This window comes from Rhizobium sp. A22-96, assembly GCF_053521805.1.
In genome coordinates this window covers 203,840-224,845 of record NZ_JBNWDQ010000005.1, presented here as the reverse complement: position 1 = coordinate 224,845, position 21,006 = coordinate 203,840, and the positions used below count along the sequence as shown (strand labels likewise).

Genomic DNA, 21,006 nt, shown 5'->3' with positions numbered 1-21,006 from the left:
CACGATGCGCAGCGGGCTGATCGACCGGAGAGCTTTCGTCAAGGCTGCGGGGCTGACCTTCCTCGCGGCGCTTAAGCCCGGCGCCTTGATGGCTCTCGAGCGCGCCGATGCCGTTTATGCCTCGGGCATTCGCGCCGCCGACGGCTCCTTTGCCGTAGCGACGGTGACGGAACGGGGCCGGATCGTCGATCAAGTGGCCCTGCCCGCTCGCGCTCATGGCATGGCCTTTTCGAAGGCGACGGGCAAGACCGTCGCCTTCGCGCGTCGACCGGGCACCTATGCGATGATCTTCGATCCCTGGAATAAGGCCGAACCGATCGTCATCAGCGCTAGAGAAGGTCGGCATTTTTACGGGCACGGCACGTTTTCGCCGGATGGCAGGCTGCTCTACGCCAGCGAGAACGACTTCGACGACAATCGCGGCATCATCGGGCTCTATGATGCGCGCAACCGCTTTGCCCGCATCGGCGAATATGAGACCTACGGCGTCGGGCCACATGACATGACCGTTTCTGATGACGCCAAGTACCTGATCGTCGCCAATGGCGGTATCGAAACGCATCCGGATTTCGGACGCACCAAGCTCAATCTCGACCATATGGAGCCGTCGCTGACGCTGATCGATGCGGCAAGCGGCCGGCTGATCGAGAAACATGTCCTGCCGGCGCAATATGCGCAGGTTTCGACGCGGCATGTCGATATCGACGCGAGCGGCCGGGTCTGGTTTGCCTGTCAGTATGAGGGCCATCGCAACGATCTGCCGCCGCTCGTCGGCCATTTCGCCAGGGGCGAGGATCTGACCTTCGTCTCCCTGCCCGATGACACCACTCGCGCGCTCGGCAACTATGTCGGTGCCATCGCCGTCAACCGTGCCGAAAGCCTCGTGGGCGTGACGTCGCCGGTCGAGGGGACCTCGGTGACGCTGGATGCCAGAACCGGCAAGGTGCTGAAGGTCGAAAGCGTGCCCGATGCGGCCGGCATCGCGCCAGCCAGTCATGGCTTTGCCGTGTCCTCCTATCAGGGCGACTTCCTGGGCGAGCATAGCGACGTCGCCTGGGATCAGCATATCGTCCGGATCGCCCGCGGTTGATTGGATCCCGGCTCAGACCGGCTTGCTGGCCTCTATGAAGCGGCGGAGCGCCGTCGCCGCGTTGAGCATATGCGCTCGCATGCGCCGCGATGCCAGCTCGCCATCGCCTTCGGCAATCGCCTGCATGATGGCCTCGTGCTCTGCGCGCGAACGATCGAGGCGCTCGTCCTGACGTAACTGAGCCCGGCGGAAGGCGGTCAGGCGGCTGTGAATGGCAATCGCCTGTTCGGCCAGAAAGCCGTTATGCGTCGCACGATAGATCGCCTCGTGGAAGGCGCGGTTGAACGCATCATAGGCATCGAAGTCACCCTTCTTCGCGATCGCCTCTGAGGCATCGTGCAGCTCGATCAGATGGCTGCGCTCAAGCGGCGTCATGCGATAAGTGGCGAGCCGCACGCACAAGGCCTCGATCTCCGCCACCGTTTCGAACATCTCCATGATGCGTTCCGGCGTCATGCGGGCAACGACGACCCCGCGCCGTGGCCGCACCTCGACCAGACCGCTCACCGCCAATTGCCGCAGCGCCTCGCGAACCGGCGTGCGCGAGGCACCGAAACGATCTGCAAGATGCTGCTCGTCAAGGGCGGCGCCCGCCTCCAGACGTCCGGCCGCGATCTCATCCGCCAGGGCATTGCGGATACGGTCCGACAGCAATTCGCGGTCGTCGGCGGCATCTTCGAGCTCATTCGTCATTTTCCACCCCAAGGCATTTTGGCACTACCTTGTATGCGGTAGCGCCACCATTGACGCATCTTGCATGCAAAAATGTCATCACGCAACTGTTACGCATCCAATCATTGACCATTATCAACGACGAGAATACAAAAACATTCATTCGACCATCTTCCGCATACAAAGAGTGGCAGGAGCGCCAAATCAGAATGCAAGCAGAGCCCATTTCATCCGGAGGCTTCGGACGGAATGAGCTTCCCACCACGATGACATCCCGAGAGACCAGTCGCCCAGCATCTCGGCCGGAAGGCCCTTTGCCGTCGATTTCGCCCCTCCCACGCAAAGGATCAGGACCATGATGATAACCAGACGGAATTTCTCGGCCGCACTTGTCGCCGGTGCCGCCGCTTCTCTCGTTTCCACCCACGGCATGGCCGCCACCAGTGCCGCTGGCTCTGGCTCGACCGTCTCCGCAGCGCAAAAGGCGCGCAACGTCGTGCTGGTGCATGGGCTTTTTGCCGATGGTTCCTGCTGGTCGGAGGTCATCGCGCGATTGCAGGCCAAGGGGCTGAACTGCACCGCAGTGCAGAACCCGCTGACCACGCTGCCGGACGCCGTCGCCTCGGCCCAGCGCGTTCTCGATCGCCAGGATGGCCCGACCGTGCTCGTCGGTCATTCATTCTCAGGCATGATCGTCACCGAGGCAGGCATGCACCCGAAGGTCTCTTCGCTGGTTTATGTCGCGGCCCGCGCGCCGGATGCAGGCGAAGATTACACGGCGCTCGCCAAGACCTATCCGACGCCGCCGGCATCGGCCGGCATCGTCTTTGACGGTGACGAGGGCCGCTTGAGCGAGGAAGCCTTCCTGCGCGACTTCGCCGGCGATCTGCCCGAAGCCAAGGCCAAGGTTCTCTATGCCGTACAGGAGCCGTTCCACAAGGGACTCCTCACCGGCAAAACGACCCAGGCCGCATGGCATTCAAAGCCGAGCTGGTATGCGGTTTCCACCGAAGACCGGACGATCAATCCCGACCTCGAGCGTTTCATGGCCAAGCGCATGGGTGCCAAGACCATCGAGGTGAAGGCGAGCCACCTCGCGCTGATCTCCCACCCCGATACGATCGCCGGCCTGATCCTCGAAGCTGCCGGGCACTAGGCCGATGGGCTACCGCTGAGCTAGCCTTTCCTGGCGTACTCAGCCTGCTCCGCATTTACGGCGACAGCGGCTGCCTTGGCCGCTGTCCGCAACCAATCCGCCCCTCGCGTATCGAGATCGGCGAGAATAGCCGATATGCGCGAGGCATCGCCGGCGTGGCAGTTGGCGATCTCGAAGCCCATGAGATCCAGCATATCAGTCGACAGCAGCATCTCGGCGTCGCCATCGACTTCGATCTTGCGGCTGTTGGGCGACAGGCGACGGACCAGCAGTTTTCCGCTCACCTGATAGCGTGGATCGGGCGAACGCGCCCGCCCGACCGCGATAACACCGGTATGAACGGCCTCGTCCGACGGATTATGCTTGAGCGACCAGCCCGACTGCAGCAGCGCCTTGACCTCGCGCAGGACCGGGCCACCGCGCCACTCGACATAGGCGACGAAGCGCGGACGGCCGAGACTGCCGGTGCCGGCCGTGCGCGGCTTGGCTTCGAATGTGGTCATCGGATCCGGCAACGCCCGGCGCAGCGCCTTCAGATAGGGTTCCGGCACAGGATCTTTCGCCGACGGCAGGCTGCGATACTTCTCCCAGAAGGCCTTGCGCTCGGCATTCGAGAGCAGCACCTCATTGCGCAGCCATTTGTAGTCACGCTCCAGAATGACTGATGATGGTTGCTGCAAGCCGCGGCGATAGCCTGCAAGAATAGCAGCGGCGATGGCGCGCGGCGTCGGACCGACATTGCCCCGCGCCAGCATTGCGCTCGTCGCCAGCCGCACGAGATCGAGGGCATAAGGCATGACGGCCGCCTCGTCGAAATCATTGGCGCCCCAGACCAGCCGACCCTCTTCATCGCGCCAGGTGCCGAAATTTTCCAGATGCGTGTCGCCGATTGCCAGTACCTGCGGCGCGTTGGCGAGAGTAGGGCAAATACCGAGGATGGTTTCGGCCCAGCGCCAATAGGTTCCGCGCAGGAAGGAGAAGCTGTCCCTCTTCATCAGCTTGTGCTTTTTCGCCAGGCCCGCCTCGACCAGATCGCTGCCGAGCTGCGCCTTCATCCAGCTCTCGTATGCCGCCACCGATTGCAGAATCGTGGTCATCGATGCTCCTTGCAGCAAGTTTTCCTGTTCCGGATAGCATGCCCCGGCGACGGAGGAAATTCGACGTCAGCAATAGTCCCGTCAGAGGCGCTTCTTTTCCAAGTCTTGACCCTTGTCCAAACCGCCTCTCCATGCCAATTTCGCACCCGCGAAGGGGAACGGCATGACAGAGGCAGACAGCGGCGACTTTCGGGCCCGCATCAGAACAAGCTTCGAGCGGCAGGCAGCGATGGCGACCATCGGCGCGGAACTGACACGCGTCGAACATGGTGCCGTCGAGATCGAGCTGCCCTTCGACGTGAAGCTGACACAGCAGCACGGCATTCTGCATGCCGGTATCATCGCCGCCGCGCTGGATTCGGCCTGCGGGTTTGCTGCCTACAGCGTCATTGATCCCTCCGCATCTATTTTGACAATCGAATTCAAGATCAACCTGATGTCGCCGGGACGCGGCGAACGCTTCCTGTTTCGCGGCGATGTCACCAAGCCCGGCACGACGATCATTGTCGCCGACGGCCGCGGCTATGCGATCGGCGACGGACCGGCCAAGCTGATTGCCTCGATGACCGGGACGATGATGGTCATTCGGGGCAGAGAGGGAATTAGCGGATGAAATTCGAATTGAAGCGCGTCTCGGGCAAATCGATCCTGTTCGTCATGGCGGCGGACGCGGAATACGGCCCCTTCCTGCGCTCGCGCATCGATCCGCTGATGACCGGCGTCGGGCCCGTTGAGGCGGCCATCGCGCTGACCCGCGCCTTCGCCCAGCTCGAAGCCCATGACGACCTGCCCGATCTCGTGGTTTCGCTCGGCTCGGCCGGCTCCGCCAGGCTGGAGCAAACCGAAGTCTATCAGGTCAGCTCCGTCTCCTACCGCGATATGGATGCTTCGCCGCTCGGCTTCGAGAAGGGGCGCACGCCCTTCCTCGACCTGCCGGCCACACTCGAACTGCCGCTGCGCATTCCCGCGATTGCCGAAGCGAGCCTTTCGACCGGCGGCAATATCGTTTCCGGCGCGGAGGCCTATCAGCGCATCGGCACCGACATGGTCGATATGGAAACCTTCGCCGTGCTGCGCGCCTGCCAGATCTACGGCCGGCCGCTGATCGGGCTGCGTGGGATTTCCGATGGGCAGGTCGAATTGCAGCGCATTTCCGACTGGACGGAATATCTGCATGTGATCGACCGTAAGCTTTCCGAGGCCGTCGACGGGCTGTTTACCGCGCTGGAAGATGGCGTATTCTGGTTTTAACGGATCAAAACCGCCCTATGTGAGGACAATCGGGACAATAAAATCGGCTCCGGCGTGATTTGCCCGATTGCCAGCGAAAGCGCTTTTCATTAAAGGCTCGCCATGACCCAGACAGCACATCCAGACACCGTTCTCATCGTCGATTTTGGCAGCCAGGTGACGCAGCTCATCGCACGGCGTGTGCGCGAAGCGGGCGTCTATTGCGAAATCGTCCCCTTCCAATCCGCAGACGCCGGTTTCAAGCGGCTGCAGCCGAAGGCCGTGATCCTCTCCGGTAGCCCGGCCTCGACCGTGGATGAAGGCTCGCCGCGAGCGCCGCAGATCATCTTCGACAGCGGTATCCCCGTATTCGGCATCTGCTACGGCCAGCAGACCATGTGCATGCAGCTCGGCGGCAAGGTGGAGAGCGGACATCACCGCGAATTCGGCCGCGCCTTCCTCGACGTCAACAAGGATTGCGCGCTGTTCGAGGGCCTCTGGTCCTCCGGCTCGCGCCATCAGGTCTGGATGAGCCATGGCGACCGCGTCACCGCGCTGCCCGATGGCTTCGAAGTCGTCGCCACCTCCTCGAACGCGCCTTACGCCTTCATCGCCGACGAGAAGCGTAAATATTACGGTGTGCAGTTCCATCCGGAAGTCGTGCACACGCCCGATGGCGCCAAGTTGATCGGCAACTTCATCCACAATATTGCAGGGATCAAGGGCGACTGGTCGATGTCGGCCTATCGCGCCAAGGCGGTCCAGGCGATCCGCGATCAGGTCGGTGACAAGCGCGTCATCTGCGCTCTGTCAGGCGGCGTCGACTCCTCCGTCGCAGCCCTGTTGATCCACGAAGCGGTCGGCGATCAGCTGACCTGCATCCTCGTCGACCACGGCCTGATGCGCAAGGACGAGGCGGCCAATGTCGTCGCCATGTTCAGCGAGCACTACAATCTGCATCTGCTGCATGTCGACGCTTCCGACCGTTTCATCGGCGAACTGGAAGGCGTGAGCGACCCCGAGACCAAGCGCAAGATCATCGGCCGTCTGTTCATCGAGACCTTCGAAGAGGAAGCCAAGAAGCTTGGCGGCGCCGATTTCCTCGGTCAAGGTACGCTCTATCCCGACGTGATCGAGAGCGTTTCCTTCACCGGCGGCCCGTCGGTCACCATCAAGTCGCACCACAATGTCGGCGGCCTGCCGGAGCGCATGAACATGCAGCTCGTCGAGCCGCTGCGTGAACTCTTCAAGGACGAAGTGCGCGCGCTCGGCAAGGAGCTCGGCCTGCCAGATAGCTTCATCGGCCGTCATCCCTTCCCGGGTCCGGGCCTTGCCATCCGCTGCCCGGGCGGCATCACCCGCGAAAAGCTGGAGATCCTGCGCGAAGCCGACGCCATCTATCTCGACGAGATCCGTAAGGCCGGCCTCTACGACGCCATCTGGCAGGCTTTCGCCGTGCTGCTGCCAGTCCAGACCGTCGGCGTCATGGGCGATGGCCGTACCTACGAATTCGTCTGCGCGCTGCGCGCCGTGACATCGGTCGACGGCATGACGGCGGATTTCTATCACTACGATATGGAATTTCTCGGCCGCGCCGCGACCCGCATCATCAACGAAGTCCGCGGCATCAACCGCGTGGTCTACGACGTGACCTCGAAGCCACCCGGCACGATCGAGTGGGAATAAAGGGCGAGCAGCATCCCTAAACGCGACTTTCCCAGAAGCGCCCGATTTGCCGAATTTAGCAAATCGGGCTCATCCGGGGAATTGGCGACTGGAGTGACGCCCTTACTTAACCTTGATGCTCAGACCGCTGATATCGGCATTGACCTGCAGACCGACCTGGCGGCCCGTCAGCTCGAGCTGAGCGCCCTTGTCATTGGTCATGACAATCATCTGGGCTCCCTTGCCGACCGCGCCACCGCCACCGGCTGCACCGTAGATCCCCGATACATCCTGAGCGCGGCGAATGTTGCGCACGGTACCCTGGAAATAGGTCTTGGAGGCACCGAAGGCGAGACCGCCCGAGATACCGCCGATCGACACGGGATAGCGGTGACCGCGGAAGGTCAGCGTGCCCTCGCCTCCGGAGCCGCCGACGAAGAAGGCGGCCTTATAGACGGAAAAACGGATCGTGCCGCTTTCAGCATGCGCGACGCTGGCAAAGCTAATTCCTGCAGTGGCGATGGCGGCAACCGCGACTGAGCGAAATCCGGACGAAATCTTCATGATGAGCTATTCCTCAAGAGCGCCGCTTACCCAGCCGGCCGGGCACGACGTCACCGTCGTATAAAAGTTACAGATGAACGATCTTGCGCGCTATTGGTTCCAAAGCACGCTAAAAACAATGTGTTAGAAGACATTCAAATAAATGAGCGGAAATGAGGAAACGCGCCTTCCGATGAGGCCGGCGGTCATCTGCTGACCGCAAAAAGAAACGAATACGTCTCCCTCTAGTCTACATATGTGGCGCACAAGGGGCTTGCGTCAAGACCCGGCATCTCCCGTATAAGCCTTGGCCTCGGCCAAAAAAGGGAGTGCGGAGATGGGTATATCCACGACGGAACATGCAGTGGTAATTGCAGGAGGCGGCCCTACGGGACTGATGCTGGCGGGGGAATTGGCGTTGGCGGGTGTGGACGTTGTGATTGTCGAGCGGCGTCCCGATCGGGAGCTTGTCGGATCGCGCGCGGGCGGTCTGCATTCACGCACCATCGAAGTCCTCGATCAGCGTGGGATTGCGGATCGGTTTCTCTCAGAGGGGCAGGTAGCCCAGGTCGCGAGCTTCGCCTCCATGCGCCTCGATATCAGCGATTTTCCCACACGACATAATTACGGGCTTGGGCTGTGGCAGAAACATATTGAACGCATATTGGCAGATTGGGTCGGCGAGTTGGCGGTGCCAATTCACTACGGTAGTGAAGTCACCGGCTTCAAGCAGTACGATACGGGCGTCGATATCCGGCTGGCCGACGGCAAGTCGTTGCGGGCGCAATATCTCGTCGGATGCGACGGAGGACGCAGCCTTATCCGAAAAGCAGCCGGCATCGAATTCCCGGGCTGGGATCCAACCGTCAGCAATCTCATCGCCGAAGTCGAGATGACCGAGGAACCGGAGTTGGGCATCCGCCACGATGCCCTCGGTCTGCACTCCCTTGGCAGGCTCGAATATGAGGTCCGCGACGGCAAAGTCGTCTTTAAGGATAAGGGGCCAGTAGGGGTGATGGTGACCGAGCCGCAGGTGGGCGCTTCGAGCGAACCTACGCTGCGTGATCTAAGCGAAGCTCTCATCGCCGTGTACGGCACCGACTACGGTGCCCACAATCCCATCTGGATTTCCAGATTCACCGATACGACGCGCCAGGCGGCATCCTACCGTAGCGGCCGCGTACTGCTCGCCGGCGACGCCGCACATGTGCATGCTCCGGATGGGGGGCAGGGTCTCAATACCGGAGTGCAGGATGCAGTGAATTTGGGATGGAAGCTGGCGCAGGTGGTCAAGGGGACTTCGCCGGAGAGCCTTCTGGATAGCTATCATGCCGAGCGTCATCCGGTTGCTGCCCGCGTGCTGCGCAACACTATGGCCTCCGTCGCGCTTCGCCGCCCCGATGAACGCGCAAAGGCCCTGCGTGACACTGTTGCGGAGTTACTCCACATGGACGAGCCACGCAGACAATATGCCGCCGTCATGTCCGGCCTGGACATCCACTACGATCTTGGCGCGGGAAACCCGCTGCTTGGGCGCCGTATGCCCGATCTCGACCTGATCACGACCGAAGGCCCGCTCAGGGTCTTCTCCCTGCTGCATAGTGCTCGGCCAGTACTGCTCAATCTTGGTGAGCCCGGCAGCTTGGACATCGCACCATGGGCAGATCGGGTCCAATTGGTCGACGCCCAATATGTTGGTCCATGGGAGCTTCCGGCGATCGGAACGGTTGCCGCCCCCTCGGCCGTGTTGATCCGGCCTGACGGACATGTGGCCTGGGTGGGAGAGCTAACCCAGTTAGGGCTCACAGACGCGCTAACCACCTGGTTCGGAGCGCCGATGATGGCATAGGCCGCTGGCCTCGACTCGGGTCGCCCGATATGCAGGTTCGGAGACATTGGGTCGTTTCGCTGTTGATCGACGGCATCGAGTTGAGCTAGGCCTGATGAATGAGCACAACGCCCCTTGCCGCGAAAAAACGAACATCCATCGGATCGCGCCGTAGCCCGGAAACTGAGGCGGCCGTGCTTGCGGCCGCCAAGGAACTCATCGGCGAGAAGGGTTATGCCGGATTTTCCGTCGATGAAGTCGCACGCCGGGCAGGCGCGGGGAAAACGACGATCTACCGATGGTATCCGACGAAGGCCGACCTGTTCATCGCGATCTATACCACCGAACGAACGACCTTCGTGCAGGTGCCGGATACGGGAAACCTGATCGACGATCTCGAGCAATACACGACCAGCCTTTGGCGATTTTGGGCGTCCCATCCTGCCGGCGCCGCTTTGCGAGGCTTGATTGCCGAAGCACAGGGCACGAAGGAGGCACTGGCGGCCTTGCGCGACAGGTTCCTTCCCGAGCGTACCGCCGACGTCAGACACCTGCTGACATCCGCCGCGGCCCGCGGCGAGGTTCGCCTCGAAGACATCGACGGCAAGCTCCCGCTCTGGGTCGGGTTCAGCTGGTTTCATCTACTGACCGGCGACCTGCATCGCGAAGACGGGATCCGATCCGCGATGGCGCAGATCGCCGGACTGCCAACCCATCTCACATCCTGACTGAACAGGCACCGCTGCCCGCAAGTGCAGTTTTTTGCCTGCCGCGGCTTTACGAAACGATCCGTATCGTTTAGATAAAAATTGCTCTGCAACATCCCGTTATTTGGAGGTCTTATGAGACGCTTTTTCTCATCAACCCTTTTTCTCGAAGCTCGATTTCTGATCACAGCCATTGCGGGGGGATATATGCTCGTCAACGCGCTGAACTTGCTTCTTTTTCATGTGACGGAAGGCCTGGGACAGGCCGGAGCCACGGCAGTCGTCGTTCCGCCGATGGTGACGGCGATGATCTATGGCATTGTCCCAACTGCCAGAAAACTATCCAGAAACCGCCGGGAAAGCCCCTCAGCCGCAAGTGAAGCCTAGGCGCCCGTGGCCGAGCGATGGTTTATCGGCTAGCTTGGCGAGGCGACAAACACGACGCCTCGCCTCCGCTCCCGCAGGGAATTTGATATGCAAGATGATGCCATAGCCGAGGGCATGGATGGTCAGGCAAAGGCCGCAGCCCAGGCGAGCGGGCTGGCTGAAATCCTCGCGCCTCACCTTTCAGTGGTTTTTTGCGGCCTCAATCCTGCGCTCACAGCCCAACGGGACGGGCATAACTTCTCGAACCGGAGCAACCGCTTCTGGCGGGTCCTGCATCTCGCCGGTTTTACCCCTCGCCTGTTGCGCGCGGAAGAAGAGCGCGAGATGCTGCAATATGGCCTGGGCCTGACATCGGCGGTCTCGCGTCCGACGAAAAGCGCGAGCGAGCTTACGAAGCGCGATTACGTCACCGCCGCTCCTATACTGGAAGAGAAGATCGGGAGGCTCGCTCCCGCCAACCTCGCATTTCTGGGCAAGGCCGCCTATGCGGCGATCAGCCTTCGCCCCCAAATCGAATGGGGCCGGCAGCCGGACGAATTTGCCGGCGCCACGATCTGGGTGCTTCCCAATCCGAGCGGCCTCAACAGGGCTTTCGATCTCGCAAGACTGACGGAGCATTATCGCGAGATGAAATTGGCAATTGGCCAGGTATCAGCGCCTTCTGAATAGGCGAGCCAGCTTTCAGCGGGGACTATCGGCAACTATTTCGACGACGATCTTGCCGCGCGTGGATCCTTCACGGACCAACGCATGGGCATTGCCGGCCTGATCGAACGAAAAGCGGCGATCATCCATACGAGGCATGAGCTTTCCGGCTTCGGCGAGTCTTGCCGCTTCACTAAGAATTCGTCCATGCGCCTCGCGACCCTCACCGGTCAGAAGCGGCAGCAAGGTGAAAACGCCGCCATAGGTGGCTGCCCGGAAAGAAAGCGGCGCAAGGGAATGCGTGCTCCAACCGAGCGAACTGGTAACCCGGCCGAAGCGACGGACCGCGAGGAAGGCGTCGTCCAGCGCGCCGACGCAATCATAGACGACATCGAAGCCCTTGCCGCCGGTCAGATCGCGTACATAGTCCCCGACAGCGGTATCGCGGTCGACCGGCGTAGCGCCGATCGATCGCAGATAATCGGCGGCTTCGGCGCGATCGACGCCGTAAGTTATGGCTCCCCGCGAGCGGGCGAGTTGAAGGGCGACATGCCCTACCCCGCCGGCAGCACCGATCACCAGTGCAGTCTCGCCTTCCCTGACATCGACGCGGTCGACCATACCTTCCCAGGCGGTGATGACTGCCAGCGGAAGTGCGGCCGCCTCTCGCATCGGGAGATTTGCCGGCTTGTGGGCGATCAATCTGGCATCGACGGCAGCATATTCCGCCAGCGATCCCTGCACTCCACCCACGCCGCCGGTCATGCCATAGACTTCGTCTCCGATAGAGAAGCCTTCGGCGCCAGAGCCGACCGCCTCGACGGTGCCGGCCAGATCTATACCGAGAATAGCTGGCAGGGGATGGCGGGCATGGGCGGCTGCCTCCGCCCAGATTTTCGTATCGAGCGGGTTCACGCCGCTTGCGTGGATCCTGACCAGGACCTTGCCAGGTCCTGGCGTGGGCTTGGGAACGTCCTTGATCGTGAACGGACCCTGGGCATGTTCGACAATAAGAGCTTTCATGGGAGCAACCTTTCTAATTTGGTTGCAAGGATGCCCTTCTCTTGTCTGCATGGAAATCATAAGTATTGTTCGTTTAACATGCATTTTTGTTTGGACGGAAGCTATGGAGTGGAGCGACCTTCGCATTTTTCTCGCCATAGCGCGGGAGGGCACGCTTGGCGCGGCGGCCCGCGCGCTGGGGCAAACCCAGCCGACCATGGGGCGACGGCTGAGGGTGCTGGAAGATGCTGTGGGGCAAAGGCTGTTTCAGCGCACCAGCGACGGCTTTGTGCTGACCAACGAGGGCCAGGCCGTCCTTGTCCATGCCGAACGGATGGAAGAGGAAGCGATCGCCATCGGGCGGGAACTGGCGGGTGCCGAAACAGCACTCAGCGGGCTGCTGCGGGTTTCGTGCTCCGACTGGTTCGGTGTCACCATGCTGACGCCCGTGCTTACAGAATTTGCAAGCCTCCATCCCAAGGTCGTCGTGGAGCTTCTGACCGATGCCCGCCTTTACAGCCTGCCAAGGCGGGAAGCCGATCTGGTTTTACGGATCAAGGCTTTCGATGAGCCCGAGGTCGTCTCACGCCGGCTGCTGCATATTCCCTATGGGGTCTACATCAAAAGCGGCAAGACACATCCAGATGCAGGCGACGGCACCGGCTTCCGTCTCATCCTCATGGACACCGCCTTCGGCGGCATGCCCGACGTAGCCTGGATCGAGCAAAAGCTGCCGAAGGCCTCGGTGATCAGCCGAAGCAACAACAGAGAGGTTCAGGCCCGCCTCTGCGCCGCCGGGGTCGGCGTCGCTGTTCTCCCGCGTCCATTGGGTGATGCCACGCCTGGCGTGGAGCTCGTCGACCTTGGCGAACCGCCGCCCGGCCGCGATACATGGATCGGTTATCATCGCGACATGCGCCGCATGCCGCGCCTGCGCGCACTGATGGACCTCGTGATCGACAGACTCGGCCGGTAGGCGATGACGGACGGACCCCTAGCCCAATTGATCGGCAGACCGCTCGGGCACACTCATGTAGCGTGACAGCAGGTGCAGGTTCCGGCCGAGCGTCATACCGATGAAGCCGGCCCAGATCGCCGCGGCAAGCGGCGGGGCGGCCGGCGCCGAAAACCAGGCCGCATGCATCTCTGCCGCGGCATGCAACAGAAATTCAAACGCGAAAGTCGCGAGGATGATGACAAGCATCATGATATCGCCGGGAAGGGAGAGCGAGCCCTTCGTCCTGTCGACTCCAATCTTCCAGGCACTGACGTGGCGCCAGCCGACTGCCATGCCAATGCCCAGGCCCACCGCCGCCAGAAGCAGGTCGAGCAGGGTCGGCTGCGAGAAAAGGCCTTCGAAGCCGCGGATACCGAGAACGACCATGATGATGGGCATTATGGCGAGACGTTCGATCCGGACCGTACGCGGCAGGCATCGCGAGACGCCCATCCATATCAGCAGCAGAAACAGGCCATAGACATAGGCCGGAATATGGGTCATCGCCGGAACTCCGTAGCCGCAGGATTGCGGTTGGACGAGAATTAGCCGATAATCTTAACGACGTAAAGATAGGAGAAAAATGCATTGACGACAGCAGAGGCCGGCACGCCGGCGCGCTATCACCATGGAGATTTGCGAAATGCCCTCCTTGAAGCCGGACGTGCCCTGCTGGAGGAAGGAGGGCCGGCTGCACTCAGCATTCGGGAAATAGCCCGGCGGGTTGGCGTCTCCGCGCCAGCCGCCTATCACCATTTTTCCGGATTGGACGACATCGCGGTGGCGCTTGCCGAGCGCGGATTTGCCGAGCTGGCGGAACGCCTGCAGGCCGCTCCCAGCAATGCGAAGGGGCAGCTGGGACCGGCAGGCATGGCCTATGTTGGCTTTGCCCGCGACAATCCGGGACTTTACCGCTTGATGTTCGGTGAGGGCTTCAAGGGCGCTTTCGCAGCCGATGAGAGGGTTCGTGCGCTGCGCTCCGACGCTTACGAGGTCCTGAAGACCGGCCTGTCAAAGCGTGTGCCAGCCAGCGAAGTCAGCACGGCGGCGCTGTTCCTGTGGTCCTTGACCCACGGCCTGTCGCTGCTGATGATCGACGGTCAATTCGATCCGGGCGCAGATCCTGATACCCTGGTCGCTGCGGTATTGCGACTGTCCGGCAAGGGGCTTCCGACATCATCGGAGCCTGGCGATCGCGCCTAGTTTCGAGCAGATCGGGCCCGATCGACAACACCTCATCCGCGCCAAGGCCTTAAATCTAGGCTCTAGGCTATGGGCGCCCTAGATGATAGCTATCGCCCCTCCGCACACGGGATGATGGCGAGAGCTGATCTTTATAACAGCAGGCAAAGTCGAATAGCATGTTTACAGTCAAGGACTTCTCCGGCCGCAAGGCCATTATCGGCGACGACAGCGGCACGTTTCTCACAAGCGAAAGAGACGTGAACGACTGGATCAGCGCGGCATGGGACGCCGAGGCCACCCTCGTGGTCGTTCCGGTATCGCGGCTGAACGAGGAGTTCTTCCAGCTCTCCACCCGCATTGCTGGCGGCATTATCCAGAAATTCGTCAACTACCGCTCTCAGCTCGTCGTCATCGGCGATATCTCCCGATGGGTCGCCGGCAGCAATGCCTTGCGGGATTTCGTCTATGAAGCCAACAAGGGGCGCGAAGTCTGGTTCCTGCCGGACCTGAATGCTCTCGCCGAACGCCTGCAGCAAAACTCCCCGAGCTAACCGGAAAGAGTAGCCCGCATGAAACCAGCCACATCTCCGCCGACACTCGAAACCGAGCGATTGCTCCTGACGGGCCATACGCTTGATGACTTCGAACCGCTTGCGGCCATGTGGAGCGACCCGCTTGTTGTGAAGCACATCTTCGGCAATCTGGTATCGACCTCACGGGAATCCTGGATGCGAATGCTCTCCTATCACGGCCTCTGGCCGCTTCTGGGGCATGGATATTGGGCGGTCCGCGAGAAATCATCCCGCCGTTATGTCGGCGATCTCGGCTTTGCCGATTTCCATCGCATCATGGAACCATCTATCAAGAGCATTCCGGAGGCTGGATGGGCCTTCTCGGCATGGGCGCATGGCAAGGGACTTGCCACAGAAGCCCTGACGGCGGCCACCGCCTGGCTCGACGAGCAGCCACGCTTCGAACACAGCGTCTGTCTGATCTCGCCCGATAACACGGCCTCGATCCGCGTCGCCGAAAAGGCCGGCTACGGAGACCCGAAACCGGTGCGCCTCAACGACAAGGAAACGCTGCTGTTTTCTCGCGCCCGCCGGCTGGCGAAGGACTGACGGGACACGTCCGGCGCAATACTGCCGCCTAGAATCCCAGCGACTGCTGCACCGGCTTTGGCGGCGCCAATTGAACGCCCTCCAGCTCCAGCATATGGGCCTTGGCGTTCGAGCCGCCGGGCGCTGAAAAGCCGCCGATCTTGCCGCCTGCCGCCAGAACGCGATGACAGGGGATGATCAGTGCGACCGGGTTCTTTGCCATGGCCTGGCCGACATCGCGGGCGGCCTCCGGCCCAGCGCCAAGCTGCTTGGCGAGCGTGCCATAGGTGGTGGTATGACCCCAACTGATCTGCCGCGCGGCATCATAGATCTGCTTGAAGAATTCATCCTGTTCGCCAAGATCGAGCCTGACGCCGGAAAAATCGATTTCTTCGCCCGCAAAATACCGCTTCACCTTGGCAACGACCTCGGCAACCTCAGGCGTCGGCGTGCCGGGATGCGCATTGGGGACGCGGCGCAGAAGCAGCCGCTCGGTCGCGCCGGCATCCTTCGTCGGCAGCTGGAAGCGTATGACGCCGAGATCGCTCCAGGCGATACCGCAAAAACCGCCAGCGGTTTCGAAGATCAGATAGTCTTGCCTTGTCTCGTTCATGACCGAAGCTCCGTGTTTCCACTTGTCATGAAAATCGTACCGCAAGGCGGGGAATTCAACCCGATTCTTGCGCCGGAGCGGAATTACCACTGCTTTAGCTATTGAGTGAGACGCCGCCGCTGGCAGGGCGGCGCCCCAAATCCAGTTCGCAGTTCAGTGGATTAATATCCACCGCCGGTCGGAGGCGAATTCAGCGTCATGCCGCTACCGGACCCATGCTGATCCGACGTGGAGCAAGCTGAAATACCGAGACCGATGAGAGCGAGCAAGGCAATCGAGAAGATGGCTTTCGTCAACATGTGAGACCCTTCCTTTGAAAAAGGCGAAAACACCCCTGGCAGACGGCGAACAGGTCAAGCGGGTGTTTTATTCGACAGCGCTTGCAAAATTGAGGTGCGGCCGACCACTTTCCGTCAAGCTGGTCACCTCAATTATGTTCTCTTTTTGTTCTTGATTTCATTGCAATGCCGCCTTACCATGTGGGATCAACAAACCAGGAGGAGGCAGAGCCAATTGGCTTTGTTGCAATTCCGTGAAAAACAACGGACAGCTTTCGCTTAATCTTGGAGGCGGATCGCGGAGGAAAAGATCACAGCCCGATCAGGCACCCATCAGCAAGCTTTATTTCGCGATCCTACCCGATCCAGTGATTGCCACGCACAGTCATCAACTTGCGTGGGGTTTCCGAGGACAATACGGTTTTTCGGCAAAGCCACCACGCGTGGATCTACTGCATATCACGCTCTATGAGATCGGAGCGTTTCACGACATACCTGAAGAAATAGCGTTCGCGGCGATGCAGGCTGCATCGACCATCGGAAAGTCGTCGTTTCAAGTCGCATTCGACCGGGCTGTGAGCTTTGGCAGCAAAGACAATCGCCCACTGGTGCTTTGGAACAAGGACGGAAATGCCGAATTGAAAGCGCTCCATCGGGAGTTGGATGACGCAATGCGGATGACCGGGTTCAAAAGGATTGGTGAAAAGTCGGTCGAGCCGCATATGACGCTGCTGTATCGGGGCCATCTCGTTCCGGAAATCATGCTTGAAGAACCTGTGACATGGACCGCCAAGGATTTCGTCCTCATCAACAGCCTGCAGGGTCAATCAATCCACGATCATCTTTGCTACTGGACTTTGCGAGACTGAAAAGCCCGTTCAAACTTTCGGCTGATTGCCTTCAGCCAGCACCACCGCCACAGCATCATCGACACTGAAGCTGCAGCGGCTGTCGAGATCGGTGACGCCAGCCACGGCCATGAGATCGCGAACGCGATCATGGACGCGGGCGAATTGCACGCGGATGCCGGCGCGCTGCATGGCGCTGTCAAACTCCATCAAGGCGTCCATCGCCGTGCTGTCGATATCGGAACTTTCTTCGAGGCTGAGAATAGCGGCCCGCAGCCCGGCCTCACCGCGGCTGCCAGACAGGATGTCGCCGAAGATCGTATCGGCATTGCCGAAAAACAGGGTCTCGCCGGGCCGCCAGATGGCGATGCCCGGTACTTCCGTCGCATCGCCATGCCGACTGACGTCCACGAAGTCGTGACTGCTGCCGAGGCGTCCGAGACGGGCGACATAGGGCGAGGCCAATCGATGCATCATGGCAGCGAGCGAAAGCGCGATCGCCAGCAGCATGCCGTTCAGCACGCCGAAAGCCAGCACCCCTGCCGCAGCCCCGAGCGCGACGTAGAAATCGCGATGCAGCCGCCGCAGATGCAGGATCGGACTGGGATCGAGCGCATGTGTCAAGGCGGCGATGACGACTGCAGCCAGCACCGGCTCGGGCAACAGCGCCACAAGCGGACTTGCGCAGGCAATGAGGATCGCAAGGCCGATGGCGGCAAAGACGGTGGTTGCCCGCGTCTTGGCACCTGCCGCCTCGCTGGCGAAGCCTGCCGAAAAGCCGGCGCCGACAGGCATGCCCTGAACAAGGGCGCTGGCGATATTGGCGGCACCGAGCGCGCCGAGCTCGCGGTTGACCTGCAGCGTCTCGCCATAGCGCAAAGCCAGCGCCCGCATGGTACCCCAGGATTCGGCAAAGAGAATAAGCACGAGAGGCACGGTAAACTGCACCAGCCGCGAATAGGCGGCCCAGCCGGCATCCGGCAGCGACGGCCATTGCGGCAGGATCTCGATCGATCCCACCAGCTTGACGCCATGTGCCTCGAGGCCGAACAGGTAGGATGCGAGAATGCCGGCAACGAGCACGAGGAAGGCGGCAGGAACGCCCGGCAGCCTCTTGAGCAGCAGCAATGCCACAAGCGCGACGACGCCGACCGCAACGCTAATGGGGTTCCACTGCAGAACCGCACCGAACAGCGATGCCGCATAGGTGAGGATATTCGAGCCCTGCGCGGGCACGCCGACGAGAATGGGCAGCTGATGCAGGATGATGGTGATCGCGAGGCCCAGCGCAAAGCCGCGCATCACCGGCCGCGAGATGAAGCCGGTGATGCCGCCAAGGCGCAGCACGGCGGCAACCACAAACAAAACGCCGGCGAGCGCAACGGCGACGGTGGCCAGTCCGGCCTTGACCGTGGCGTCACCGGGCACGACCGCCAGCGTTGCGGCAAGAATCGCGGCGGACGAGGATGTCGGCGAGACGATGGCGAAGCGGCTGCGGCCGAATATGGCGTAGATCAAGCATCCGGCAATGCCGGCAAGGATGGCGCGGTGCGGCGGCAAGCCGGCGATACCCGCGTAGGCAACGGCTTCCGGCAGCATCAGGCCGGCAACCGATATGCCGGCGACCAGATCCGCCTTGTCCACCACGAACCAACTGCCCAGCTTCGTCATCGATCACCGACCAAAAGGATGGCTCATCCATTTATGGATAGAGATTCGCCGCCAAGCTGCAACAAGAAAATATGGTCGCAGAAACCGGGCCTCAGGTCGCCGCCTCGGCGCCATCGCGCAAGGGGCAGCTTTTGCCGATGACATCGGTGACGAAATCCATGACGGCGCGGACAGCCAGCGAGCGACGTAGATCCGGATAGGTCACGAGCCAGAGATCGCGTGTCGGTGAGGGAACAGCCACCGGCAGACGGGTCAACCCCGCCTCGGCATCCCCCAGAAAGGCGGGAAGCGCGACGACGCCGAGGCCCGCACGGGCCGCCTCGAGCTGGCCGAAAACATCCGTGGCACGAAACACAATCGGACGCCCCTCCAGCAGGCTGCGAAGCCAGGTCTGCTGCGTCAGATGCTCCATGGCCGCGTCGTAGCCGATGAAAGACCATTCCTCCTCCGGCATTTGCGCCACGGCCGGGATGGCATAGAGGCCGAAACGCATGACGCCGATACGCCGGACGAGCAGATCGCTCTCTTCCGGCCGGGTCATGCGCACGGCGATATCGGCTTCTCCGTAATTGAGGGCGGCGCGGCGCGTAACGCCCGCGATAGTCAGGGTGATATCCGGATGCTCGTCCCGAAAGGCGACCGCTTTGGGAGCCAGAAGATGGGCGGCGATCGACGGTGGCGCGCTGATCTTCACGGCGGCGGAAAGCCCGGCGACAGCACTTTTCGAATAGCGCCGGATCGCTTCGACATTGTCTTCCATGCCCGCCACCAGTTCGGCAATGGCGCGGCCATCCGCCGTCAGCGGCGAAGTGCGCGGCCGCCGGTCAATCAGGCGCAGGTCCAGCGAGCGTTCCAGCGCGGCAATACGGCGGCCGACGGTTGCGTGATCCACGCCGAGTTCACGCGCTGCCGCCGAGAGCGAGCCTGTCCGCGCCAGGGCGGCGAAATGATGCAAGTCCTGCCAGTCGATCATCTGTGCATTATTGCACAGATACGGTGAGCTCATACCGAATTTATTCAGGCGGAACTTTGTGGTCAAAGATCTCCGGAAAGGAGACTTCTTGATGCCCCTAGCGATTGCCATCACCGGCCCCGGAGGACCCGAGGCCATGAAAGCCGTTGATCTCCCCGTGACAGAGCCAGGCCCCGGCCAGGCAAGAATTCGCCAAAGCATTTCAGGCGTCAATTTCGTCGATATCTATGTTCGTTCCGGGCTCTATCCCTTGCCGCCCGGCCAGAGTGTCCTCGGCTTCGAGGGTGCAGGTGTCGTCGACGCGATCGGCCCCGATGTCGCAGAGCTGAAGGTGGGCGACCGCGTCGCCTATATCGGCCATCCGCTCGGCAGCTATGCCGAGATGCGCACGCTATCGGCGCAGCGGCTGGTGAAGCTGCCCGATGGCGTCAGCGAACGGGTGGCGGGCAGCTCGATGCTGCGCGGGCTCACCGCCCATATGGTGCTGCAGAAGGTCTATCCGCTGAAAGCCGGCGAATGGGTACTGGTGCATGCGGCAGCCGGCGGCGTCGGCCAACTCGTCACCCGCCTTGCCAAGCGGCTTGGCGCCAATGTCATCGCCACCGTCGGCTCGGAAGCCAAGGCCGGATTTGCCTATGAGGCCGGCGCCGATACCGTGCTTCTGCACACATCGGAGGATTGGGTGGAAGAGGCCCGTCAGATCGCAGATCGCCGCGGCGTCCATCTCGCCATCGACGGGATCGGCGGCACCATGCTGTCGCAAACGCTTGCCGCCGTACGCCCCTTCGGAATGGTTGCGAGCCTCGGCCAGGCGGCCGGGCCCATCCCGCCAATCCAGATAGAGGAACTGACCGCGCCGCGCGCGATCGGCCTGTCTCGTCCCAGCGTATTGACCTATGCCAATGATCCCGAGCTCTATCGCCAGGGCACCCAGGCCCTGATGGGATATCTGCAGGCTGGGCTGATCAACCCGATTGGCGCCGAATACGAGCTGAAGGACGCCGCACGGGCACATGCCGACCTCGAGGCCGGGCGGACGACAGCCAGCGTCATATTGACGATGTAAGCCTCATCCGAACGGGGCCGGCCGCCGGCCCCGTTCGAACGACAGAATTTTCGGTTACACGCATATTCATCCCATGCCGTCAATGGTTTTTGCTGCAAGGCAGCAATTCGTTGACCTTGCTGGCTTTTGCCTGATATTCGTTTGCCATGACGACGCGCGGCCATTCGGCTATCGCCGCCATTTGATCCGATACGAACCCCCGAGCCTTCGTGGCAAACAGCATGGACACCGCGCTTCCCGGTGCCCGCAGGCG

At 61.5% G+C, this 21,006-nt stretch carries 24 protein-coding genes; 15 read left to right on the top strand and 9 right to left on the bottom strand.

Annotated elements, in window-relative coordinates; translation table 11 throughout:
• Positions 1 to 4 precede the first annotated feature (4 nt).
• Positions 5 to 1,090 carry a DUF1513 domain-containing protein gene (locus ACQZ6F_RS22585; protein ID WP_449094182.1) on the top strand — a complete coding sequence of 362 codons (1,086 nt, stop codon included), beginning with the start codon at positions 5 to 7 and terminating at the stop codon, positions 1,088 to 1,090.
• Between the two features lie 12 nt (positions 1,091 to 1,102).
• Here ACQZ6F_RS22585 and ACQZ6F_RS22580 read toward each other — a convergent pair whose 3' ends face one another.
• On the bottom strand, positions 1,103 to 1,783 hold the full coding sequence (locus ACQZ6F_RS22580) for a GntR family transcriptional regulator (RefSeq protein WP_077468469.1): 681 nt from the start codon (positions 1,781 to 1,783) through the stop codon (positions 1,103 to 1,105).
• Positions 1,784 to 2,117: 334 nt separating this feature from the next.
• On the opposite strand from ACQZ6F_RS22580, the gene ACQZ6F_RS22575 reads away from it, so the two are divergent.
• The gene (locus ACQZ6F_RS22575) at positions 2,118 to 2,918 is read left to right on the top strand and encodes an alpha/beta fold hydrolase (protein ID WP_449094181.1); all 801 of its coding nucleotides are present in this window, start codon (positions 2,118 to 2,120) and stop codon (positions 2,916 to 2,918) included.
• A 20-nt stretch (positions 2,919 to 2,938) separates the two neighbouring features.
• On the opposite strand, the gene ACQZ6F_RS22570 is transcribed toward ACQZ6F_RS22575, so the two are convergent.
• The gene (locus ACQZ6F_RS22570) at positions 2,939 to 4,015 is read right to left on the bottom strand and encodes a DUF2252 family protein (RefSeq protein WP_449094180.1); all 1,077 of its coding nucleotides are present in this window, start codon (positions 4,013 to 4,015) and stop codon (positions 2,939 to 2,941) included.
• Positions 4,016 to 4,178: 163 nt separating this feature from the next.
• Between ACQZ6F_RS22570 and ACQZ6F_RS22565 the strand changes: the two genes are divergently transcribed.
• From ACQZ6F_RS22565 to guaA, 3 genes are all read left to right on the top strand, one after another.
• Entirely contained in the window at positions 4,179 to 4,628 is a 450-nt protein-coding gene (locus ACQZ6F_RS22565) for a PaaI family thioesterase (protein WP_037197294.1), read from the top strand.
• On the top strand, positions 4,625 to 5,266 hold the full coding sequence (locus ACQZ6F_RS22560) for a 5'-methylthioadenosine/S-adenosylhomocysteine nucleosidase (protein WP_449094179.1): 642 nt from the start codon (positions 4,625 to 4,627) through the stop codon (positions 5,264 to 5,266). Before ACQZ6F_RS22565 ends, ACQZ6F_RS22560 begins: the two co-directional genes overlap by 4 nt.
• Before the next feature lie 102 nt (positions 5,267 to 5,368).
• Positions 5,369 to 6,931 (top strand): glutamine-hydrolyzing GMP synthase, encoded by a 1,563-nt coding sequence (guaA, locus tag ACQZ6F_RS22555; protein WP_077468465.1) that lies wholly within the window; start codon positions 5,369 to 5,371, stop codon positions 6,929 to 6,931.
• A gap of 102 nt (positions 6,932 to 7,033) precedes the next feature.
• Here the strand turns inward: guaA and ACQZ6F_RS22550 are convergent, their stop codons facing one another.
• Positions 7,034 to 7,474, bottom strand: a complete 441-nt coding sequence (locus ACQZ6F_RS22550) for a lipid-binding SYLF domain-containing protein (protein ID WP_077468464.1) — start codon at positions 7,472 to 7,474, stop codon at positions 7,034 to 7,036.
• 316 nt (positions 7,475 to 7,790) lie between these two features.
• On the opposite strand from ACQZ6F_RS22550, the gene ACQZ6F_RS22545 reads away from it, so the two are divergent.
• From ACQZ6F_RS22545 to mug, 4 genes are all read left to right on the top strand, one after another.
• Entirely contained in the window at positions 7,791 to 9,302 is a 1,512-nt protein-coding gene (locus ACQZ6F_RS22545; RefSeq protein ID WP_449094178.1) for an FAD-dependent monooxygenase, read from the top strand.
• Positions 9,303 to 9,400: 98 nt separating this feature from the next.
• Complete coding sequence (locus ACQZ6F_RS22540; RefSeq protein ID WP_449094177.1) at positions 9,401 to 10,009, top strand: TetR/AcrR family transcriptional regulator; 609 nt, start codon at positions 9,401 to 9,403, stop codon at positions 10,007 to 10,009.
• 114 nt (positions 10,010 to 10,123) lie between these two features.
• Positions 10,124 to 10,375: a hypothetical protein gene (locus tag ACQZ6F_RS22535; RefSeq protein ID WP_449094176.1), complete on the top strand. Its 252-nt coding sequence runs from the start codon at positions 10,124 to 10,126 to the stop codon at positions 10,373 to 10,375.
• Positions 10,376 to 10,462: 87 nt separating this feature from the next.
• Complete coding sequence (gene mug / locus ACQZ6F_RS22530; RefSeq protein WP_449094175.1) at positions 10,463 to 11,044, top strand: G/U mismatch-specific DNA glycosylase; 582 nt, start codon at positions 10,463 to 10,465, stop codon at positions 11,042 to 11,044.
• Between the two features lie 12 nt (positions 11,045 to 11,056).
• On the opposite strand, the gene ACQZ6F_RS22525 is transcribed toward mug, so the two are convergent.
• Positions 11,057 to 12,043, bottom strand: a complete 987-nt coding sequence (locus ACQZ6F_RS22525) for a zinc-dependent alcohol dehydrogenase family protein (protein ID WP_449094174.1) — start codon at positions 12,041 to 12,043, stop codon at positions 11,057 to 11,059.
• A 103-nt stretch (positions 12,044 to 12,146) separates the two neighbouring features.
• Here ACQZ6F_RS22525 and ACQZ6F_RS22520 point away from each other — a divergent pair, with 103 nt between their 5' ends.
• Positions 12,147 to 12,998, top strand: a complete 852-nt coding sequence (locus ACQZ6F_RS22520) for a LysR family transcriptional regulator (RefSeq protein ID WP_449094173.1) — start codon at positions 12,147 to 12,149, stop codon at positions 12,996 to 12,998.
• An 18-nt stretch (positions 12,999 to 13,016) separates the two neighbouring features.
• On the opposite strand, the gene ACQZ6F_RS22515 is transcribed toward ACQZ6F_RS22520, so the two are convergent.
• The gene (locus ACQZ6F_RS22515) at positions 13,017 to 13,523 is read right to left on the bottom strand and encodes a hypothetical protein (protein ID WP_449094172.1); all 507 of its coding nucleotides are present in this window, start codon (positions 13,521 to 13,523) and stop codon (positions 13,017 to 13,019) included.
• Between the two features lie 84 nt (positions 13,524 to 13,607).
• Between ACQZ6F_RS22515 and ACQZ6F_RS22510 the strand changes: the two genes are divergently transcribed.
• The 3 genes from ACQZ6F_RS22510 (at position 13,608) to ACQZ6F_RS22500 (ending at position 15,325) form a co-directional block, all read left to right on the top strand.
• Positions 13,608 to 14,222 carry a TetR/AcrR family transcriptional regulator gene (locus ACQZ6F_RS22510; protein ID WP_449094171.1) on the top strand — a complete coding sequence of 205 codons (615 nt, stop codon included), beginning with the start codon at positions 13,608 to 13,610 and terminating at the stop codon, positions 14,220 to 14,222.
• Positions 14,223 to 14,380: 158 nt separating this feature from the next.
• Positions 14,381 to 14,755 (top strand): DUF4180 domain-containing protein, encoded by a 375-nt coding sequence (locus ACQZ6F_RS22505; RefSeq protein ID WP_449094170.1) that lies wholly within the window; start codon positions 14,381 to 14,383, stop codon positions 14,753 to 14,755.
• A gap of 18 nt (positions 14,756 to 14,773) precedes the next feature.
• Positions 14,774 to 15,325, top strand: a complete 552-nt coding sequence (locus ACQZ6F_RS22500) for a GNAT family N-acetyltransferase (protein WP_449094169.1) — start codon at positions 14,774 to 14,776, stop codon at positions 15,323 to 15,325.
• Positions 15,326 to 15,353: 28 nt separating this feature from the next.
• Here the strand turns inward: ACQZ6F_RS22500 and ACQZ6F_RS22495 are convergent, their stop codons facing one another.
• Both ACQZ6F_RS22495 and ACQZ6F_RS22490 read right to left on the bottom strand, forming a co-directional pair.
• Entirely contained in the window at positions 15,354 to 15,917 is a 564-nt protein-coding gene (locus ACQZ6F_RS22495; protein WP_449094168.1) for a methylated-DNA--[protein]-cysteine S-methyltransferase, read from the bottom strand.
• 161 nt (positions 15,918 to 16,078) lie between these two features.
• Complete coding sequence (locus tag ACQZ6F_RS22490; RefSeq protein ID WP_449094167.1) at positions 16,079 to 16,216, bottom strand: hypothetical protein; 138 nt, start codon at positions 16,214 to 16,216, stop codon at positions 16,079 to 16,081.
• A gap of 233 nt (positions 16,217 to 16,449) precedes the next feature.
• On the opposite strand from ACQZ6F_RS22490, the gene ACQZ6F_RS22485 reads away from it, so the two are divergent.
• Positions 16,450 to 17,064, top strand: coding sequence for a 2'-5' RNA ligase family protein (locus tag ACQZ6F_RS22485; RefSeq protein WP_449094166.1), 615 nt, complete (start codon positions 16,450 to 16,452; stop codon positions 17,062 to 17,064).
• A 9-nt stretch (positions 17,065 to 17,073) separates the two neighbouring features.
• Here the strand turns inward: ACQZ6F_RS22485 and ACQZ6F_RS22480 are convergent, their stop codons facing one another.
• Together ACQZ6F_RS22480 and ACQZ6F_RS22475 are read right to left on the bottom strand one after the other, a co-directional pair.
• Positions 17,074 to 18,714 carry a SulP family inorganic anion transporter gene (locus ACQZ6F_RS22480; protein WP_449094165.1) on the bottom strand — a complete coding sequence of 547 codons (1,641 nt, stop codon included), beginning with the start codon at positions 18,712 to 18,714 and terminating at the stop codon, positions 17,074 to 17,076.
• 91 nt (positions 18,715 to 18,805) lie between these two features.
• Entirely contained in the window at positions 18,806 to 19,687 is an 882-nt protein-coding gene (locus tag ACQZ6F_RS22475; protein ID WP_449094409.1) for a LysR family transcriptional regulator, read from the bottom strand.
• A gap of 91 nt (positions 19,688 to 19,778) precedes the next feature.
• On the opposite strand from ACQZ6F_RS22475, the gene ACQZ6F_RS22470 reads away from it, so the two are divergent.
• The gene (locus ACQZ6F_RS22470) at positions 19,779 to 20,753 is read left to right on the top strand and encodes a quinone oxidoreductase family protein (RefSeq protein ID WP_449094164.1); all 975 of its coding nucleotides are present in this window, start codon (positions 19,779 to 19,781) and stop codon (positions 20,751 to 20,753) included.
• Positions 20,754 to 21,006: the final 253 nt, after the last annotated feature.

Coding starts and splice junctions, on each gene's coding strand:
- ACQZ6F_RS22540 (WP_449094177.1), top strand. CDS start 9,401: ATGAGCACAACGCCCCTTGCCGCGAAAAAACGAACATCCATCGGATCG.
- ACQZ6F_RS22525 (WP_449094174.1), bottom strand. CDS start 12,043: ATGAAAGCTCTTATTGTCGAACATGCCCAGGGTCCGTTCACGATCAAG.
- ACQZ6F_RS22580 (WP_077468469.1), bottom strand. CDS start 1,783: ATGACGAATGAGCTCGAAGATGCCGCCGACGACCGCGAATTGCTGTCG.
- ACQZ6F_RS22505 (WP_449094170.1), top strand. CDS start 14,381: ATGTTTACAGTCAAGGACTTCTCCGGCCGCAAGGCCATTATCGGCGAC.
- ACQZ6F_RS22575 (WP_449094181.1), top strand. CDS start 2,118: ATGATGATAACCAGACGGAATTTCTCGGCCGCACTTGTCGCCGGTGCC.
- ACQZ6F_RS22565 (WP_037197294.1), top strand. CDS start 4,179: ATGACAGAGGCAGACAGCGGCGACTTTCGGGCCCGCATCAGAACAAGC.
- ACQZ6F_RS22550 (WP_077468464.1), bottom strand. CDS start 7,474: ATGAAGATTTCGTCCGGATTTCGCTCAGTCGCGGTTGCCGCCATCGCC.
- ACQZ6F_RS22585 (WP_449094182.1), top strand. CDS start 5: ATGCGCAGCGGGCTGATCGACCGGAGAGCTTTCGTCAAGGCTGCGGGG.
- ACQZ6F_RS22470 (WP_449094164.1), top strand. CDS start 19,779: ATGCCCCTAGCGATTGCCATCACCGGCCCCGGAGGACCCGAGGCCATG.
- ACQZ6F_RS22515 (WP_449094172.1), bottom strand. CDS start 13,523: ATGACCCATATTCCGGCCTATGTCTATGGCCTGTTTCTGCTGCTGATA.
- ACQZ6F_RS22560 (WP_449094179.1), top strand. CDS start 4,625: ATGAAATTCGAATTGAAGCGCGTCTCGGGCAAATCGATCCTGTTCGTC.
- ACQZ6F_RS22490 (WP_449094167.1), bottom strand. CDS start 16,216: ATGTTGACGAAAGCCATCTTCTCGATTGCCTTGCTCGCTCTCATCGGT.
- ACQZ6F_RS22475 (WP_449094409.1), bottom strand. CDS start 19,687: ATGATCGACTGGCAGGACTTGCATCATTTCGCCGCCCTGGCGCGGACA.
- ACQZ6F_RS22520 (WP_449094173.1), top strand. CDS start 12,147: ATGGAGTGGAGCGACCTTCGCATTTTTCTCGCCATAGCGCGGGAGGGC.
- mug (WP_449094175.1), top strand. CDS start 10,463: ATGCAAGATGATGCCATAGCCGAGGGCATGGATGGTCAGGCAAAGGCC.
- ACQZ6F_RS22570 (WP_449094180.1), bottom strand. CDS start 4,015: ATGACCACGATTCTGCAATCGGTGGCGGCATACGAGAGCTGGATGAAG.
- ACQZ6F_RS22535 (WP_449094176.1), top strand. CDS start 10,124: ATGAGACGCTTTTTCTCATCAACCCTTTTTCTCGAAGCTCGATTTCTG.
- ACQZ6F_RS22480 (WP_449094165.1), bottom strand. CDS start 18,714: ATGACGAAGCTGGGCAGTTGGTTCGTGGTGGACAAGGCGGATCTGGTC.
- ACQZ6F_RS22545 (WP_449094178.1), top strand. CDS start 7,791: ATGGGTATATCCACGACGGAACATGCAGTGGTAATTGCAGGAGGCGGC.
- ACQZ6F_RS22500 (WP_449094169.1), top strand. CDS start 14,774: ATGAAACCAGCCACATCTCCGCCGACACTCGAAACCGAGCGATTGCTC.
- guaA (WP_077468465.1), top strand. CDS start 5,369: ATGACCCAGACAGCACATCCAGACACCGTTCTCATCGTCGATTTTGGC.
- ACQZ6F_RS22495 (WP_449094168.1), bottom strand. CDS start 15,917: ATGAACGAGACAAGGCAAGACTATCTGATCTTCGAAACCGCTGGCGGT.